This window comes from Terriglobales bacterium, assembly GCA_035624455.1.
Taxonomy (GTDB): Bacteria; Acidobacteriota; Terriglobia; order Terriglobales; family Acidobacteriaceae; genus DASPRM01.
This window is the reverse complement of record DASPRM010000156.1, coordinates 1-17,093: the sequence shown is the minus strand read 5'-3', so window position 1 is coordinate 17,093 and position 17,093 is coordinate 1. Positions and strand designations below refer to the sequence as shown.

Below are 17,093 nucleotides of genomic sequence, written 5' to 3'. Positions count from 1 at the left end.
GGAGCATCCACTCTAGAGGCTGGACTGGCAGGGGATGTGCCTGGACATCCCATTCCAGTGTCACACCCATATACCCCCTGATCGTATAGACAGCCGGAACTACAAGACAGACATTGTGGTGTCCCTCCCTGCATGGTACAGGTGCCACAAGATGCACACATTCTACCGTATGGGTAGAACACGTTAGCCCCTCCATAGTTTGCTATCTTGGGCCCAGTTGGTGAGTAGGCGGTAACGAAGCGGCAGCAATATGTTCTACTTCCTGGGTAAGAGTCCTTGCAGATTCCTCCAACATCGCAGAATCCGCACTTTGGTAGATATTGAGCGTGCGCCACCAGCGTACCCGCCAGCAGCAGACCTAGAGCAAGGTACTTCAGTTTTTCCATATTGGTTCCTCCATTCACCCCCCCCAGGCATATAGGTTCAGGAGCACAATATCACCCCCTCCCCGTGGCCGCTCACGGAAAATTCGGAGGCTCGACCTCCCCTATACAGCTAGTGGACGGACGTTTCCCTAGCACCCCGAGGCGGCTGAATCGAAGAACCCTACTCCAGAACATCTGTCGCTGCTTCCCTCCCTCTTAGCTGCCAGTCGAGGTGCAGCCTCGACGGCCCCCAAAACCCGAATTTCCAGAAAACGGAACTTTGCCGCGCCGATTTCCCTCTCTCGTCCCTTTCGACTATAGTAAGGATTCCCGCAAGATCAGGTGCGTGCGTTATGCCTCGGAACCCTTCCGCTCAACGTAAGGAACCCGAACTTGCGCCCGAGTACGGCGGCCTGCCGACTGGTATCCTGCTCTCTTCCGCGCTGCTGGAAGCCTTCCCCGACGCCACGGTCGCGGTGGATCAACAAGGAATCATCATCCAGGTCAATTCTCAAACCGAGCAGTTATTCGGTTATCCCCGGGAAGAACTGATTGGCCAAACCGTCGAGCTGTTGGTTCCCGATCGCTATCGGCAGCAGCATCATCAGCATCGCGGCAATTTTGCACAGCAACCAAAAGCGCGCCGCATGGGAGCCGGTCTCGATCTCTATGGACGCCACCGCGGCGGCTCGGAGTTTCCCGTCGAGATCAGCCTCAGCCCGGTGCCCACCGACCAGGGCATGATCGTGCTGAGCGCCATCCGTGACATCAGCGATCGCCGCAAAATTGAAGACGAACTGCGCCGACTCAATGAAGAGCTCGATCTCCGGGCTACGCAGGCGACCTCACGGCTGGCTCTGATCATGGACTCCTCCGAGGACGCCATCATCGCCAAGGACCTCAACGGCAACATCACCCATTGGAACAAGGGGGCTGAGCGCACCTATGGCTATACCGCCGAGGAAGTAATCGGCAAGTCCATCACCATGCTCGCTCCCAAGGACCGTGCGAATGAGATGCTCGATATTCTGGAGAGAATGCGCCGGGGAGAATCGGTCGAGCACTTCGAATCCATACGCGTAGCCAAGGACGGACGTCATTTGGACGTCTTCATTTCCGTATCTCCTCTTCGTGACTCGCACGGCACGATTCTCGGCGCCTCCGTAATTGCGCGTGATATCACTCAACAGAAGCGCGTGGAGGATCAATTTCGCCAGGCACAAAAAATGGAAGCCGTGGGCCGGCTGGCCGGGGGAGTGGCTCATGACTTCAACAACATTCTTGGCATCATCACCGCCTGCACCGAATTCCTGCGCGACCGCATCGAGGCGGCCAGTCCCCCGGCGCAGTACGTGGAAACCATCAAGAGAGCTGCCCAACGCGGCGCCTCTTTGACGCGTCAGCTGCTTACTTTCAGCCGCAAACAGACCATAAGGCCAAGGGTCCTCGATCTGAATGAACGCTTGCGGGAGGTTAACAAGCTGCTTCGTCCCCTGATGGGCGATGATGTTGAAATCCTTATCGTGCCCAGATCTGAATCGGCGTTGATAGAAGCTGATCCCGGCCAGATCGACCAAATCGTTCTCAACCTGGCGGTGAATGCGCGCGATGCTATGCCGCGCGGTGGCAAGCTAATCCTTGAAACCGCTGTCATGGACTTCGACGAGGCTTTCACTTGCCAGCATCCGCCTTTAAAGCCTGGCAAGTACATAATGCTTGCCGTCAGCGACACCGGGACAGGAATGGACGAGGAAACGCTGGCTCACATCTTCGAGCCCTTCTTCACCACCAAGGAAACCGGCAAGGGCACCGGTCTCGGACTGGCAACCGTCTATGGCATCGTGCAACAGAGTGGTGGCTACATCTGGGTATACAGCGAACCGGGACGCGGCACCACTTTCCGCATGTACTTGCCCTCCGCGGAGCACAGAATCAGTGCCGCGGAGGAAGCCGAGGCCGAGGTTGCCCTACCCAAAGGCGATGGAGTCACTATCCTCCTGGTCGAAGACGATGACATGATGCGCATGCTGACCCGCCAAACGCTCGCTGACCAGGGCTACACCGTGCTCGAAGCGGGGGACGGTCGCGCTGCCATGGGCCTTCTCGCTTCCCACCACCAGCACATCGACCTGGTGCTCACCGACGTTGTCATGCGTGGCCTGAGTGGTCCGGAGCTGGTGCTGCGGCTCAGCGACTCTCACCCCGACATGAAGGTGGTGTACATGTCCGGGTACACCGGAGAGCTGCTGGGAGAGCATGATTCCCTTCATGGCAACACTCTGCTGGAAAAACCCTTTACCCGCACTGCCCTGCTGAAAGCCATCAACGGCGCCCTTGCTTGAAAGGACTGGCCCTCGCTCCCCCATCCGTCCGGCGTTACCCCGGACAGTTGCCATGTGGCCATCCGGCCAGTGATTGAGATCACACAGCTTTGTGCGATTTCGCGCAGCCCAGAGTCGGGTGTACCTTGCTTTCCTCAGCCCGCTTTTTTCCTCGACGTCCAACAGCCCTCTTGTTTTCTTGCAGTTGCCCAAAACAGTATGCCCGCAGCTGACTTCCGCGCGAATGGCCACCCACCTGCCTTATCTCCAGTGGGAGGTGGCAGATGGCCGCACATGCAATCAAAGTTAACGCTGTTCCTCAATCCGGACAGATGTTCCCCGAGTTGCCGTCGGAAATATCCCAAGCCTTGGACGAGGTGGCGTTTACTACCACCTATCCCTCGGGAGCTGTCTTGTTCGTGGAAGAACAGGCGCCTCGGGGCATCTTCATCGTCCGCCGGGGCCGAGTGAAGCTCTCGGTCAGCGGAAGCGACGGTAAAGTTTTGATTCTGCGGATCGCCGAGCCCGGGGAGCTGCTGGGAGTATCGGCCGCCGTCTCCGCGCGCGGTTACGAGGCCACCGCCGAAACCCAAGGACCGTGCGAAGTCAGCTTCATCCGCCAGGCAGATCTCCAGCGCCTGATGCGTGTCCACCGCGAACTGCCGCTATGGGTAGCCCAGCAGCTCAGCCGAGACTATGACGCCACCTGCCGCGAGATCCGCCACCTCGTGCTCTCCGAATCAGCCACGGAAAAACTGGCCCGCCTCCTGGTGGACTGGCTGGATCAGAACGAAGAAGCGCGCAATCCCGGCCGCATGAAGTTCACTCTCACGCACGAAGAAATCGGGCAGATGATCGGCACATCCCGCGAGACTGTCACTCGCGTGCTGGGCGGCTTCAAGCGCCGCCGCCTCATCCAACAGAACGGCGCGACTTTAGTGATTCCTAACCGGGACGCACTGGAGTCGCTGATTTCCGCGTAACCTTGTCGGCGTGACTGCTGGGTTCATACCTTGCAATGATCCTGAGGGTGCCCCCGTTCAAGCGCAGCTTGGGCGGGGTTTTCTCTGAGAATCCTCGCTCGCTTTTGGCGAAGGGCGGGATTATCAGCTCTGCCCCAAAAGGCTTCAGTGGGGAAATCTCCCCTCACGGATTGACCTCTTCGCGAGAAAGGTCTTCAGCCCAGTTCGGCTCCCAGGTTTTTCCTCCATCCATCGAGTATGCCTGCTCCCCGTGCACGGTCTTTGTCCCGATGCCGGAAAAGAGGAACCGAACCAGAATCCATCGGCCTGTGTATTTTACGGAGCCATAGAACTCGCCCCGGCCGTTCGCAAACCCGCCTGCTACGGGAGAAGAATCCAGCGTTCCATCCGCAGCATTCGCCCACCAAATGCTCCACTGGCGCGTGTGCGGATCGAATAAGCGCAGACTGAGGCCTTCAATCTCACTTGTATCATTTCTCGCTTCGAACTCAACAATATTGGCACGTCCGTTCCACAACTTGCTGACAGCGATGGTGCCGTTGTACTCCTGCCATTGCGGTGGTCCCCTGAGAGGATGCGCAAGCCGTTTCAAGTGCACCTTCCAACGCCCGAATTCGAAATCAAAGTCGTGCTGGCCATCGTGATTGTCGGGGTTTGGTGGGACGTTCGCGCGCCCGGCAGGCTCGCGCTCCATCGTCGTGACCCAGTTCGGTTCCCAAGTCTTACCACCGTCTTCGGAGAACGATTGCTCGAAATCGCCCGACGTTTCGCTTACGTTGGTCCAGAGGAATCGGACAAAGATGCTCCGTCCATTGAACATCTCCTGATCGTAGAACTCACCCCGCCCGTCCTTGAATTCACCGATTACGGGATTTTCCGGCGTTGGGTCTGCACTATTTGCCCAGTGGATACTCCACTGATGACTGCGCGGGTTGTAGAGCCGCAGTGTAAGTCCCTCGATATGTCCATTCGGGCCATCAGCCTCGAGTTCATCCAGATTGGCGCGCCCGCCCCAGACTTTTCGCGTGCTATCGTGCGCTTCAAATTCCACCCACTGGTCGGATCCGGTGAGCGGATGTAGGCGTTTTCGCAAATGCATCTTCCAGGTTCCAAAGAACGTATCCCAGTCATGCTGGCCGTCTCTCCGCTCGACTGAGGGCGCCGATTTCGGCGTGGGTTCTTGCGCTGCCTGTAGCAAAGTACCTGCCAGAACGCAGCTAACCCACACGGCACGAATCTGCATGGCGTCTCCTATGCATGCGCTCAAGCCAAAGACTGGCAATTCGAACTTCCCTTTTAGACGCAGATTGTCCTCCCGGGTGCGCGAGATCTCGCATATTTTTGAAACCTGTGGGAATGAAAGCGCCCGCGGAATCGGGGCAGATTCGTTTCATGCTTCCGAGGTGGCCCAGGCCTTGCCTCTTCCAATGATGGGTACCCCACTCAAGCCTGTTCTTGGCTTGAGTGGGGTAGCTTCACTTCTGCATAGAGGCTGCCATTCACGCTTGCGAAAGAAACCAGGGTCTTGTTATCTAGGCGTTCGTTTCCTGCACCACCATGAATGGCGCCCTTACGCTCATATTGGATCTGGCGATGCTTGCGCTCCCATCATCCAGCGAACACTCGCACCAGCACCAGAGCAGGTAAACATGATCGGGCGCCAGTTCGAATTGCACATCCAGTTGGCCTGGCCAATCGTCCTCTACGTCCACGCTGTGGGTGTCGTCCCAGACGCTCACGCCATCGCTCCACAATTGGAAGGAGGAGTCGTCGGGCGGCCACTTCACGATGTTGAACTTCGAGTCCATGCTGACCACCCGGGCGTGCAGATAGCCATCGTTGTGCGCAGTCGAGGCGTACCAGGCGCTGTCCACATAGCTATAGCTGCAACGCATGAACGGCCGAAAGTGCCCAATAGGATTGTTGGAAACAGGACGGCAGAAGGTTCCAATGGCAGCCGCGGCGTAGGCGCTCCCGTCGGCTTGTACATTAAAGCCGAAGGTTCCCCCCAGATCATCTTCCGCCGACTGATTGACTGTCGAGTCGCCAAGATTTTGTGCCCAGATCGTGTCGTAAGGCGGCGCGAACACCGATAGCACTGAGCCCCCCAGGATCTGCGGCTGAATCTGAATTCCGTGCGGGGGCTTCGGTTTGCGCTCCGCTAGACGAGTGGCCATCGCGCGCAATCCTTTTTGCGCATCCACAACCTCTTTGTCCTTACCCAGAATGTCGTGCAACTTGGCCGTCAATTTCTCGCGATACTTCCGGTCTTCTGACCGGAGCGCTTTTCGCGCCTCGAATTTCCTGGTCACCTCCTGTGTCCAACGCGAAGCGATCTCCTCGATGACTCTCTTGGGAACGGGCTCGCCTTTCTGAATCGCCCGAATTCTTTGTGCGGGGTCGACGTATTTTTCGATGTGCGCTCTGCTGGCATGCATAAGAACCTCCGTCGAAGGCGGGAGTGGTTGCTTGGCTCCGGAATGAGACAGGAAGAGAAACTCTCTTCATGCGCCTACTCCAGAAATTGCGGGGAGACGTGGGACCCGTGGGGAGCCGATGTGTTCAGAAACCTATACCGCCGCCGCCGGCCAGTCAAGCCGCCGCGTATTCCTTCCCCATTTCAGAAGAACAACAAAACATTTTACAAATCCATTGCGCTCCGATGACAAGCTGCGACCAACGACCCGCCTACGCTGCCAATTACATGAATCGCCGTCCTTTCCCGGATCACGATTCTTCTGATCAACGCAGGAGACTAAGCCGATGAAAAAAGAAGATTCCACTCCCCCTTTGGCCGCCGACACACCCTCGTCTCCGATAGGAAAACAGTTCGATTCCCTTTGGTATCGAGTCATGGAGCGCCGCTCCATGCTTAAAGGTATGGGAGCGACCGCCGCCACCATCTCAGCCGCTGCACTGTGGCCAGCCCACCTTAGCGCCGCGGAGGAGAAGAGTGGCAGTCTCACCAAGGGCGATGCCGCCATTCTTCGTTTTCTCGCCGCGGCGGAGATTATCGAGAGCGACTTGTGGCTGCAGTACGCCGAACTCGGAGGCTCACAAACCCAGCCCAATGGCGATCCTGAGAACGAATTGCCAGGACTCCCGACTGGCGGCAATACGCCCTACACCTCGGCCCTCGGGAACTTAGATGAGGATATGCCGCAGTACATCCACGACAACACCGAGGATGAGATCAGCCATTTCACATTTATCAACGCATATCTGGCCTCAAAGGGCGCGGATACTGTCAATCTCGACCAATTCCGCACTCTGCCCAGCAGCACAGCGGATGGCGCAAATCAATTCGTCACCATCAACGGGAAAAAGTTCGGCAGGCTCACCAACCTGATGAACCTCACGGTCGATACCAGCTGGTACACGCGTTATCGGAGCCGCGACGAGAATCCTGACCTCGACCCCGGATTTGTATTTCAACAAGCCGTCAAGGATCTGTTTGACAAGACGAAGTTTCCCAATGGACTTCCGGCAATTCCGCGGTCCAACGCCGATACCACTCCCACAGATCACATCCAGGCCATCGCCAACACTGCCGGTTTCCACTTTGGATTTATCGAGCAGGGTGGCACCAGTCTCTATCCGAGTCTGGCACAACGGGTGACCAGCCTGGAGGTGTTGCGCATTCTGCTCAGCATCGGTCCAACCGAGACCGCACACTTCCAGACCTGGCACGATAAGGCAGGCAACGCCGTCGCCGATCCTCTGGCTCCTCTGACTGACTCTACCAATGGGTTGTCCTTCCCGAATCTCAATCTTCTTAACTCGGAGGACTTCCAGACGAATCTCATCATGCCGGAGCCTTGCCCATTTCTGAGCCACAAGTTCCCCGTGTGCTCGATCATTCGCCCGACGCAAACCAAGGGCGCGGCGATGGGGGCGTTGAACGCGTTCATCACCGATGGGCTTTTCATCGGACAGCATGACAAAAGGTTCTTCGACCTTCTGCGTGATCTGGCGGAGGATGCCGATGAAGCTCGGCGGGAAAACATCTGAAGTAGTGTTTTATCTGCTTCTCTCCTCGGTGGGCGCATGGCTCAAAGCAGCGAGCCATGTCGCCCGCCTCCTTTTCAGCCACCAGATCGGCATATTTGCGCTCGGGAGGTGACGAGCGCCTTTCTCCGCCATCGCGACACCCTCCTGGTCTGTGCGTCGCACATCCGCAAAACCTAACTGCCACGCTTCTCTCACACCGCATTCGGCATTCAGATCAGATTTTCTTGTTACAACCGGCTTGCATTGTTCATGCACTTTTACGAACTGCTGATGACCGCATGACACCCATCTCCGGCCGATGCTTTACGTTTTGATCTGCCTCCCCTGAACAGGCCTTCATTTTCGTGAAGGACAAGATCCACCCCTAACCCATGAGTCTTTGTGTCCTGCATAAAGCAGTGAGAGGAGAACGTATGAAGTTCGCTATTCGACGGTCGTCAGCCACTCTTTTTGGCCTGGCTTTGCTATTGCTGCCGGGCCTCGCACTGGCGCAGCACTATCAGCAGACTAATCTCATTGGAAATCCCAATCCCACACAACCTCCGCCGGGAGGCAATCCAGTCAAGACTGAGCCCCACCTGTTCAATCCCTGGGGTCTGACGCGCAGCTCTAACAGCACCTGGTGGGTCGCGGATAATCACGCTGGAGTCTCAACTCTGTTTGACGGGAACGATGGCTCCATCTCCAAGCTCGTAGTCACTATTCCACCGTCCGGCTCGAACCCGACTGGGACTGTATTCAACGGCACCCCTGATTTTCCGGTAGGGATTGCGGTGACCGGACCTAATGCCGGCAAGCCGGTTCCGGGGGTCTTCTTCTTCGCCACCGAAAACGGAACCATCGCCGGCTGGAATCCTACAGTGGATCCCACCAATGCCATTCAAGTGGTAGGCCCCAAAAAGAATGCCATTTACAAGGGTCTCACTCTCGCTGAGGCCAACGGACAGCACTATCTCTACGCCGCCAATTTTCACTCGGGCAAGATCGAAGTCTATGACACCAAGTTTACCCAGGTGAAATTCTTCGGCGATGCTTTTGAGGATGACCGCGTGCCCAAAGGCTATGGGCCTTTCAATGTGCAAGCCGTGGGCCGGAACATCGTGGTGGCCTGGGCAAAGCAAGATGACGACAAAGAGGACGAGGTACGCGGGGCAGGCTTGGGCTTCGTCGATGTCTTCAGCACCACTGGACAACTGCTGCTGCGCTTAGAGCATGGCCCGTGGCTGAATGCACCCTGGGGTATTGCTCTGGCTCCCGGCGACTTCGGCGAGTTCAGTCACAGTCTGCTGATCGGGCAGAACGGTGGCGGCAATATCGCCGCTTTCAGTCCCTTCACCGGACACTTTCGCGGAAACATCCTCCACGAAGACGGCGCCTCCTTCAGCATTCCGGGCCTTTGGGCGATCGCCTTCGGCAACAATAACGGTACTCTCAGTGGAAACCCGCCAGTTCCGCCGGGCGCGGGCCCATTCAACACTCTCTTCTTCAATGCCGGCCCTAACGACGAGAACGACGGCTTGTTCGGCACTCTAACTCCGGTCATCACAGAACTCAATGAGGAGGATGAACCGTAACCCCTGAGCATTAAACGGCAGGAGCGCAGGCCGCCTGAAATCGGGCGGCCTTCGTCTTTTCGTCCCAGGTCGATTTCAAATCACTCCTGATGTCACGTGTTGTTGACGAAGTGTTTACAAATTCCAGAAAGAGATGTGACAAGCGCTCGCCACGGATGGACTACCGTTTGTCCCAATCGGTCCCCTCTCAATGCCCCTCTTGCGGAAGGAGAACCAGCTACCCATAGTCAGGATGTCCTGTGTCCTGAAGAAGCAGCGAAGGAGAAGACATATGAAGTTCGGCATTCGATTGGCATTTGTGTCGCTTCTGGGCCTCAGCCTTTTGTTGCTCCCCACTCTTGCTACCGCTCAACACTATCACCAGGTGAATCTGGTCGGAAATCCAAATCCCAGCAAAGCGCCGCCCGGGCCTGCTCCCAATCTTCTCGATTCCCACCTGGTCAATCCCTGGGGACTCACCCGCAGCGCCACCAGTCCCTGGTGGGTGGCGAACAACGGCACTGGCACTTCAACCCTCTATAACGGAAACGGCAATGGCTCGATCGTCCAGAGAATGGTCAACGGGCAGCTGGTGCAATTCGTCGTCAATATTCCGCCAACGGGCAGCTCGACTCCAACCGGCACGGTGTTCAACGGAACATCGGACTTTTCAGTCGGCATTGCGGTCAGCGGGCCTAATGCTGGCAAGCCCGCGCCCGGGGTTTTCTTCTTTGCCACTGAAGACGGAACCATTTCGGGTTGGAATCCCACGGTTGATCCTTTGAACTCTATCCAGGTGGTGGCCAAGAAAAATGCAGTCTACAAGGGCCTGACACTTGCTGAGGCCAACGGTCAGCACTACCTCTATGCGGCGAATTTCCACTCCGGCAGAGTCGAGGTGTATGACACCAACTTCAAGCCGGTGAAATTTCTTGGAGATGCTTTTGAGGATGAACGCCTGCCCGGGGGTTATGCCCCCTTTAACGTGCAGGCTATCGGCAGGAACATCATCGTTTCATTTGCCAAGCAGCAGCTTCCCGACAAACATGACGAGGTGGATGGTGCAGGACTAGGCTTCGTCGATGTCTTCAGCACAACTGGAAGATTACTGCTGCGCCTCCAACACGGTCTCTGGATGAACGCGCCCTGGGGCATTGCCCTGGCTCCCGGCGAATTCGGTGAATTCAGCCACAGCCTGCTGATCGGCCAATTCGGCGGAGGCAATATCGCTGCCTTCAGCCCGTTCACCGGTCATTTCCGCGGAAACATCCTCAACGAAGACGGCTCCACGTTCAGCATCCCAGGACTGTGGGCGATCGGATTCGGTAACAATAATGGCACTCTTGTCGGCAATCCCCCGGCGCCGCCGGCCGCGGGTCCGTACAACACTTTGTTCTTTACTGCGGGCATCAACGGTGAGACCGACGGCCTGTTTGGAACCCTGACCGCCGTCGGCCCGGAACTGACCGAAGCAGACGAACCATGAAAAGCTGAACCATGGACGGGGCGTGAGCGAAGGCCGCTTGCAAGGAGGCGGCCTTCTTTTTTAAGTGAGAGAATCCCGGTATGTCATCCTGAGCGACGCGCCCGTCTTGCGCTTCCGACCCGCGCATTTCGCGGGTCGCGGGCGCGGAGTCGAAGGATCTTGCGTTTTCTGCCCTCTTGATCGCACAGCACTCCAGAGTCGTAAAGACCGTTGCGCGGACTCGATGCGCTCTGCAAACAATGGACTCCTCACTGCCCCGGCGGGCTCTGTAGCGATTTCAAATACGTCACAATCTGCCAGCGCTGCGGTTCCGGTAAACGCGCCCACGATGGCATTCCGTTTTTCATGTTGCCGTTCGTCAGCAGCCACTCCAGTTCACCCGGAGTCGCTTCGCGCACTCGCTCAGAGCGCAGAGGTGGCTTCTTCCCTTTGCCCTCGGCATCTTTGCCATGACAGCTCGCGCAGTTCTGCTCGAAGAGTTTCCCGCCCGCCATTGCGGCTTCCGTGTTCTCGGCGAAGGGATTGGCTCGCCCCTTATCTCTTTCGGGCACTTTTCCACGCCAGAGCCCATCGCCGGCTCCCGCAAAAAGCAGGCCGACACAGCTGAGCACGAGCGGCAAGACCACCCAGAATTTCACCGATCTCCGCATCACCGCCCCCTCAGCCAGGAACCCACCTGGTTGATCTCGTACGAGACGGCAAAGCGCAACAGAAAGCCATGGCTGTAATCGTTCAGGCCGAATCCCGGCGAGATCTTCAGGCTCGGACCAGTGGGAAGTCGCCAGTTCACGATCGGCGCCAGGTAATGCGAAGTATCATGCAGGCCCAGGCTGGCCGTGTCCCCCAGACCCCCATACATCTCCGCCCCGAGATCGAAATTTTCCCGGCACAGGCTGCAGCGCTTCGGGCTCGCCGTAAGTGCTAGCGGCCGGCTCACGCCCAGCGCGTAGCCGAACTCCCAGGGGAAATTGCTGAGGTTTTTCTCAGCAATGAAATTCTCCGCGAAATTCCAGCCGCGCACGTTACTGGAGAGAATCAGCTTCAGCTCGAGTTCGCGTTCTTTCTCGCTGCGGTCGTTGCGTTCGAGAAAATCCTCGCGGCCATCATGCCCTACCACTTCCAGCAGCGTTTTGTCGGCGGAATTGATATTTTCAAATTCCGCGTACAGCACAGGATTTACGCGGTGCTCGCGCAGCAGCGGCCGGAAGCGGTTTTCCCAGCGAAAACCCGTGAACAGGGTGCTCTCGCCACTGGTCGTCTGACCATCCAGGTAAAGCTCCGAAGTCCACCACGCCTTCACGCCGTATTCCAGTTCCAGCGCGGTAGCCAGAAACGAGTTGCCTCCCTGCGGGAATCCAGCCACGTTCTTGGCCGCGATTTCCAGGTTGCCGGGCTCTTCCATCTGGTGGGTGTAAGTGATGAAGTAGGCTTCCTGTGCCGGCGCAGCCAATACCAGCAGACAAATCGCCGCCCCTAAGCAAACTGACCTGCGATTAGAGCGAATGAACAAGATATCCTTTTCTTGATGCGCCAGAAATTCGTTGCGAACGAGTCGCAAGTAACTTGCGCCCAAAAACTACTTGCGAATCAGTCGCAACTGATCTAAACTCCAGCTTCCGCCTGTGGATGTCTTCCTCGGATGGGGCGGGAGTTAATTGCGACTGAGTCGCAATTAGGGACAAACTCAGAATACTTTCGCCGCTCTTCGCCTGTCAATACGCGGACCCGAGATTCTGTCGCGTTTTGATTGCGATCAGTTGCAAAACCGGAAGGATCGCCTATGCCCCTCCCTCAAACTGAGATCCCCGGCCGCCTGCAGGCCCTGCTCGCCGAGCGCGGCATTCGCATGACCCAGCAGCGGCGCGCCATTCTCAGCGTCATCGAAACTGCCAACCGCCATCTCGACGCCAGCCAGATCCTGCGCAAAGCGCAGAGACTCGACGCCTCGGTGGACCGCAGCACCGTCTACCGTACGCTGCATCTTCTGAAACGCCAGGGAATGATCGACGAGCTCGATCTCATGCACATGAATGGCGAAAAGCACTATTACGAGCGCAAGCTTGGGCGCGACCACATTCATATGACCTGCCTGCGCTGCGGCAAGATCACCGAGTTTGTCAGCGAAACCTTCGATTCTCTGAAGCAACAACTGGAACGCGATTGCGCCTTCCGTATCGTGGTTGCGCGCCTGGAAGTGGGAGGTTACTGCTCCGCTTGCCGGCGCTAGAGGAATTCATGAAATCACAAGCCTCATTTCTCTGAGCAGCAGCAGGGTTTCTGACTGGCCGGAACTGCTGCTGCTCACCGCTTCACGGCAATGCCGTTGACTTCGAAATGTCCGCCGCGCAGCAGCGGACCGGAACCGACAAAGGCGCGTGCCGGATAGTCATTGCTGAAATAGGTTTTGTACACGTCATTGAATTTGCCATACAGCGAGAGATCCGGACAGAACACCTGGACCCAAACCAGGTCGTCCATAGTCATGCCAGCTTCACCGAGCACGGACTTGATGCCATCGAGAACGTTGCGCGCTTCCTGTTCCACATCTTCCGGCGGCTTGCCAGTCTTGGGATCAAGACCGATGCGGCCCGCGACGTAAAGCGTGTTCCCCACCAGCACGCCATCGCTGAACGGCGCCTGCACTAGCTTGGGCAAGTTGATGTGGCGCCGGGGGATTTGTGGGGCTTCATTTTTCGAACCAGCCTGCGCCGACAGGGAAACGCTAGCCACAACAATCATGACAAGCAACACGCAAAGGTTTTTCACGTACGCTCCTGTAACGAGCAGATTCCAAACATCTCCCGAAGCACCTTTTTCAAGGCACGGATTGTACTCAGCCACTGCACGGGCGAGCAAAAAGCGCCCGGTTTCAGAGCGTGCATCTTCAAGGCAAGGCGCAACGTTCTGGCCAATATTCAATGTCACTCGGTGGGACGGATTCCTCATCGCCCTATGTGACTTAGGTCACTGACCACAGCCCCAAAACTGCCTCTCCGCAGGCTGCGGAAGAGCAGGCGTTTGCCAGGTGTTGTGTCCTCTGATTGGGGCATTCCGCTGTCTGTCCAATACTTTGCCGGTAGCGAAGTGACCAAGGTCATCTAATGGTTTTCGCCGACGTCCCCTACCATTAGCTGTACCGGAGGCCAAAGAACGTCTGGGGTGACGGTCTGTGCAAGGGTGGGATTCCGTCCCTAAGACCTTGGTCGCAAAGCAAAAGCATGCACAACATTTCCAAGTACCGGAGATGTCTCTCGGCCAGCGCCTGGACACTGGCGGCCGTGTATGCGCTGGTTGCGCTCTTGGCCAAGCCGTCCTTCGAACTGACGCTGTTCGGAAACTTTGCCCAACTGATCGCCTACGGCCTGATCGCCGCTGCCTTTGCTTCTCATCTGGCCACGACGAAAGGAAGAGTCCGTTCGTTCTGGGGACTGATGGCTTCGGGCACGGTTCTTTGGTTCATTTCCCGGGCGGGTTGGGCTTATCTGGAGACGATCCGACAGGTCGATCTTAGCGGCCCCTCGGTATTGGACATCATTCTGTTTCTCCATCTTGTCCCTATGATGTCGGCTCTGGCCACGCTACCCCACGAACCCAGGAAGATGCCTCCCATGGTGGTTTTCTCGCTTGCCATGGTGGCTGTGTGGTGGATGTATCTGTACTCGTTCGTCGTCCTTCCCTGGCAATACGTCACTCCAAGCGTCCAACTGTATGGACCCACCTTCAACGTTCTTTATTCGACGGAAGACGTCGCTTTCATCCTCGCCCTGGGGGTACTGGCTTTGGGGTCGCGCGGTGCCTGGAGGGTTTTCTACCGTCGCCTGCTGATTGGTTCGCTGGTCTACACCCTCAGTTCGCACATCATCAATGTCGCCCTGGACAAGCAGCTTTACTATACCGGCTGCACATATGACATCCCATTTGTGTTGAGTCTTGCCGCTATGTGCTGGGCCGCGGCCAGCTCCACAACCGACTTCGGCTCTCCCGAAGTCCAAGAAGAGGGACATGAGGCTCCAAGCGCCGGCTGGATTACCAAGATGGCCATTGTGGCCCTCCTCTCGGTTCCCCTGCTCGCCGGTTGGGCGTTGGAATTCAGCCAATCTTCCGAGCCGGCACGCCGTTTTCGAATTCTGGTGTCTTTAGCGACCATTCTGGCGTTAGCAGCCATGCTGTTCGCCAAGCAGCACGTCCTCAGCAGCCGCCTGCGACAATCCCTGGACAGTTCCCGGCAATCCTTCCTGGAGTTGGCGCGCGCGCGTGAGGCCCTGGAATACCAGGCAACTCACGACGCCATGACTGGAGTGATGAACCGCGTCACCGTCGTCGCTGCACTCGAACGAGAACTTGCTCGCGCCTCCCGCTCCGGCAAACAACTGGCTGCCATGCTGATTGACCTCGACCATTTCAAGCAGATTAACGATCAGTTTGGCCACCACGCCGGGGACATTGCCATCGTTGCCTCCAGCACCCGCATGCAGGACTGCGTTCGCTCTCACGACTACGTCGGGCGCTATGGCGGGGAGGAATTCCTGGTCATCATTCCCGACTGTGATGAGGCCTCGGCAAAGCACATCGCCGATCGCATGCGCTGCCGTATTTCCGGCGCCCCCGTCGTCTATAACGGCCGGGCGATCGAAATCACCGCCACTATCGGTGTAGCTCTGTCGGAAGCCGGGGACACTCCCGAATCCGTTTTGCGCCGGGCCGACCTCGCCCTTTATCGCGGCAAGGAGATCGGACGAGATACCGTCCAGTTTTCTGCACCCTGCGCTGCCTCCGCAACAGAGGAGGTCATGCCAGCTAAGTCTTAGCCAGCGTCGAATCTGCCCTGGTCAATCCTCCAACGTACTGTCACTGTCCGGATCAAGAAGGGGAGAATTTTCTCTTGTAACCTTTCAAATTCTCCTAACATCGAATAGGTAGCCGTGCTAAGTTCTATGAGAGTTGTCAAAAGGTTGCGTCGGGAGATCACCGTGAAGCGCTCTGAAGTAGTGGCGGGAGTTACCGTGGGCGGAAGTCTTGCTGTTCTGCTCAGTTCGGTATTGGCCTTGTTTTTTGTTCGCCGCCATCGACGCAACTCGAATCCTTTGCCATATCTGCGCGAAGCTGGAGCCCTGTAAACGGCTTCTGCTACAAAACCATCCCACCTCGTTCTGCACTCGGGGCAATCCGTTCCTACACAACTCCTTGTTTTTCTGAATGTTCCAAGCTTTCCCAACCCTGCGTGAGATCTCCAATTCCGCTTCGCCCCTTCGCAGGTACACGCTCAGTGCAGTTTGTAACTAGTAACCACACGGTTGTGACCACCTAGTCATGCATGATTCACCGTATTGCTCTGGGTAAAAAAGATGTCTTTAATCGCGCTTGCGGACACAACTCAGAGTTGAACTAGCGGCTCCGGCTCAGTCCGCAAGTACCTGCGACATTCGGATGGGGTTCTGTGGCGACGGGACTGCCGAGTTTGCCGTTGGCATTCTCAGGTCCTGGCAATGATTGGTGTTTATAGGGAAGCTCATGAACGCTGGTCATCCCGAGCAACCCAATAGAAGGTGGTTGGAACTGCGGAGCCTGGAACGCTATCTCGGTCGGGTGCTTTCGTTTCGTGGCATCCGCCGAAAGCAACGACGTCGCTTGCAACAGATGCTTGAGTTGGCCAAACAGCAACGGAATCGGCTGGATCGCGGTGGGCTAGTAGCGCCGGATGATGAGAAGGTCGCCTCGCAAGGCAATGCGGCCGAGGGAGAAGTTATGAACCAGCCATGGCAGAGCAGTTCATGGGTAAGCTACTATCGCGCCGCCCTGATGGAAGCCGATCGCGATCAGGTCTTGGCACGCATTACGACTGCCAAAAAGGCAATTCACGATCGGATGCGAGAGCTTTCCTTTGGAGCACGCCAGGAAAACGAACCGGAGATGCGCGCCATTCATAATGCGCTCGGGTTTCTCGGCGTCTTGCTCAGCACCTGCCCGCAGCCACTCCGCAAGGCCGGATAAGAGTGATCGCGAGCGGATTGAACAAAGTTCTTGACCAATACGGCCAGCCAAATTTGGGCAATGGTTAGAGTTTTACAAGTTCTGCACGGTAAGAAAATGCAAGCCACTGTACTAAGTCGCCCTCTTAACTCTGCTACTCAACCCTCCCCCAACCACCCTGCTAACGTGGTTACCTCCTAAAGCCCAAGAGCTCTGCACGGACCACCGTGCATCCGTGCAGAGCCCCTACCTTAACAGCAGTTAGAACCTATCTCACTAATGTGGCTCCTGAATAAATGCTTGCTTCGCGAGTGAAGTTGAAGCAAATGAAAGGCATGGCTGATCTCACGGATGCGCAATGGGAATACGTCAGGCCGTTTTTGGAGTGGGAACAACAACAGAGA

14 protein-coding genes are annotated in these 17,093 nt (G+C 57.0%); 9 read left to right on the top strand and 5 right to left on the bottom strand.

Features of this window, described 5'->3' with window-relative positions; translation table 11 throughout:
• The first annotated feature begins 718 nt into the window (after nt 1-718).
• On the top strand, nt 719-2,707 hold the full coding sequence (locus VEG30_17805; protein ID HXZ81788.1) for a PAS domain S-box protein: 1,989 nt from the start codon (nt 719-721) through the stop codon (nt 2,705-2,707).
• Nucleotides 2,708-2,970: 263 nt separating this feature from the next.
• Nucleotides 2,971-3,669: a Crp/Fnr family transcriptional regulator gene (locus tag VEG30_17800; protein HXZ81787.1), complete on the top strand. Its 699-nt coding sequence runs from the start codon at nt 2,971-2,973 to the stop codon at nt 3,667-3,669.
• A gap of 163 nt (nt 3,670-3,832) precedes the next feature.
• Here VEG30_17800 and VEG30_17795 read toward each other — a convergent pair whose 3' ends face one another.
• Nucleotides 3,833-4,912 carry a hypothetical protein gene (locus tag VEG30_17795; protein ID HXZ81786.1) on the bottom strand — a complete coding sequence of 360 codons (1,080 nt, stop codon included), beginning with the start codon at nt 4,910-4,912 and terminating at the stop codon, nt 3,833-3,835.
• A 289-nt stretch (nt 4,913-5,201) separates the two neighbouring features.
• Nucleotides 5,202-6,107 (bottom strand): hypothetical protein, encoded by a 906-nt coding sequence (locus tag VEG30_17790; GenBank protein ID HXZ81785.1) that lies wholly within the window; start codon nt 6,105-6,107, stop codon nt 5,202-5,204.
• A 325-nt stretch (nt 6,108-6,432) separates the two neighbouring features.
• Here VEG30_17790 and VEG30_17785 point away from each other — a divergent pair, with 325 nt between their 5' ends.
• The 3 genes from VEG30_17785 to VEG30_17775 all read left to right on the top strand — a co-directional run bounded on the left by VEG30_17785 (nt 6,433) and on the right by VEG30_17775 (nt 10,719).
• On the top strand, nt 6,433-7,680 hold the full coding sequence (locus tag VEG30_17785; protein HXZ81784.1) for a hypothetical protein: 1,248 nt from the start codon (nt 6,433-6,435) through the stop codon (nt 7,678-7,680).
• Between the two features lie 413 nt (nt 7,681-8,093).
• Complete coding sequence (locus VEG30_17780; GenBank protein ID HXZ81783.1) at nt 8,094-9,254, top strand: TIGR03118 family protein; 1,161 nt, start codon at nt 8,094-8,096, stop codon at nt 9,252-9,254.
• 271 nt (nt 9,255-9,525) lie between these two features.
• Nucleotides 9,526-10,719 (top strand): TIGR03118 family protein, encoded by a 1,194-nt coding sequence (locus VEG30_17775; protein ID HXZ81782.1) that lies wholly within the window; start codon nt 9,526-9,528, stop codon nt 10,717-10,719.
• A gap of 248 nt (nt 10,720-10,967) precedes the next feature.
• On the opposite strand, the gene VEG30_17770 is transcribed toward VEG30_17775, so the two are convergent.
• A complete protein-coding gene (locus VEG30_17770) occupies nt 10,968-11,369 on the bottom strand; it encodes a cytochrome c (protein HXZ81781.1) in 402 nt (133 codons plus the stop codon).
• Nucleotides 11,369-12,277, bottom strand: a complete 909-nt coding sequence (locus tag VEG30_17765) for a hypothetical protein (protein ID HXZ81780.1) — start codon at nt 12,275-12,277, stop codon at nt 11,369-11,371. Before VEG30_17765 ends, VEG30_17770 begins: the two co-directional genes overlap by 1 nt.
• Nucleotides 12,278-12,499: 222 nt before the next feature.
• On the opposite strand from VEG30_17765, the gene VEG30_17760 reads away from it, so the two are divergent.
• Nucleotides 12,500-12,946 carry a transcriptional repressor gene (locus VEG30_17760; protein HXZ81779.1) on the top strand — a complete coding sequence of 149 codons (447 nt, stop codon included), beginning with the start codon at nt 12,500-12,502 and terminating at the stop codon, nt 12,944-12,946.
• Between the two features lie 74 nt (nt 12,947-13,020).
• Here VEG30_17760 and VEG30_17755 read toward each other — a convergent pair whose 3' ends face one another.
• A complete protein-coding gene (locus VEG30_17755) occupies nt 13,021-13,485 on the bottom strand; it encodes a Rid family hydrolase (protein HXZ81778.1) in 465 nt (154 codons plus the stop codon).
• 452 nt (nt 13,486-13,937) lie between these two features.
• Between VEG30_17755 and VEG30_17750 the strand changes: the two genes are divergently transcribed.
• The 3 genes from VEG30_17750 (at nt 13,938) to VEG30_17740 (ending at nt 16,710) form a co-directional block, all read left to right on the top strand.
• On the top strand, nt 13,938-15,527 hold the full coding sequence (locus VEG30_17750) for a GGDEF domain-containing protein (protein ID HXZ81777.1): 1,590 nt from the start codon (nt 13,938-13,940) through the stop codon (nt 15,525-15,527).
• 162 nt (nt 15,528-15,689) lie between these two features.
• Complete coding sequence (locus tag VEG30_17745) at nt 15,690-15,836, top strand: hypothetical protein (protein HXZ81776.1); 147 nt, start codon at nt 15,690-15,692, stop codon at nt 15,834-15,836.
• A 433-nt stretch (nt 15,837-16,269) separates the two neighbouring features.
• Nucleotides 16,270-16,710, top strand: coding sequence for a hypothetical protein (locus VEG30_17740; GenBank protein ID HXZ81775.1), 441 nt, complete (start codon nt 16,270-16,272; stop codon nt 16,708-16,710).
• The last annotated feature ends 383 nt before the right edge of the window (nt 16,711-17,093 follow it).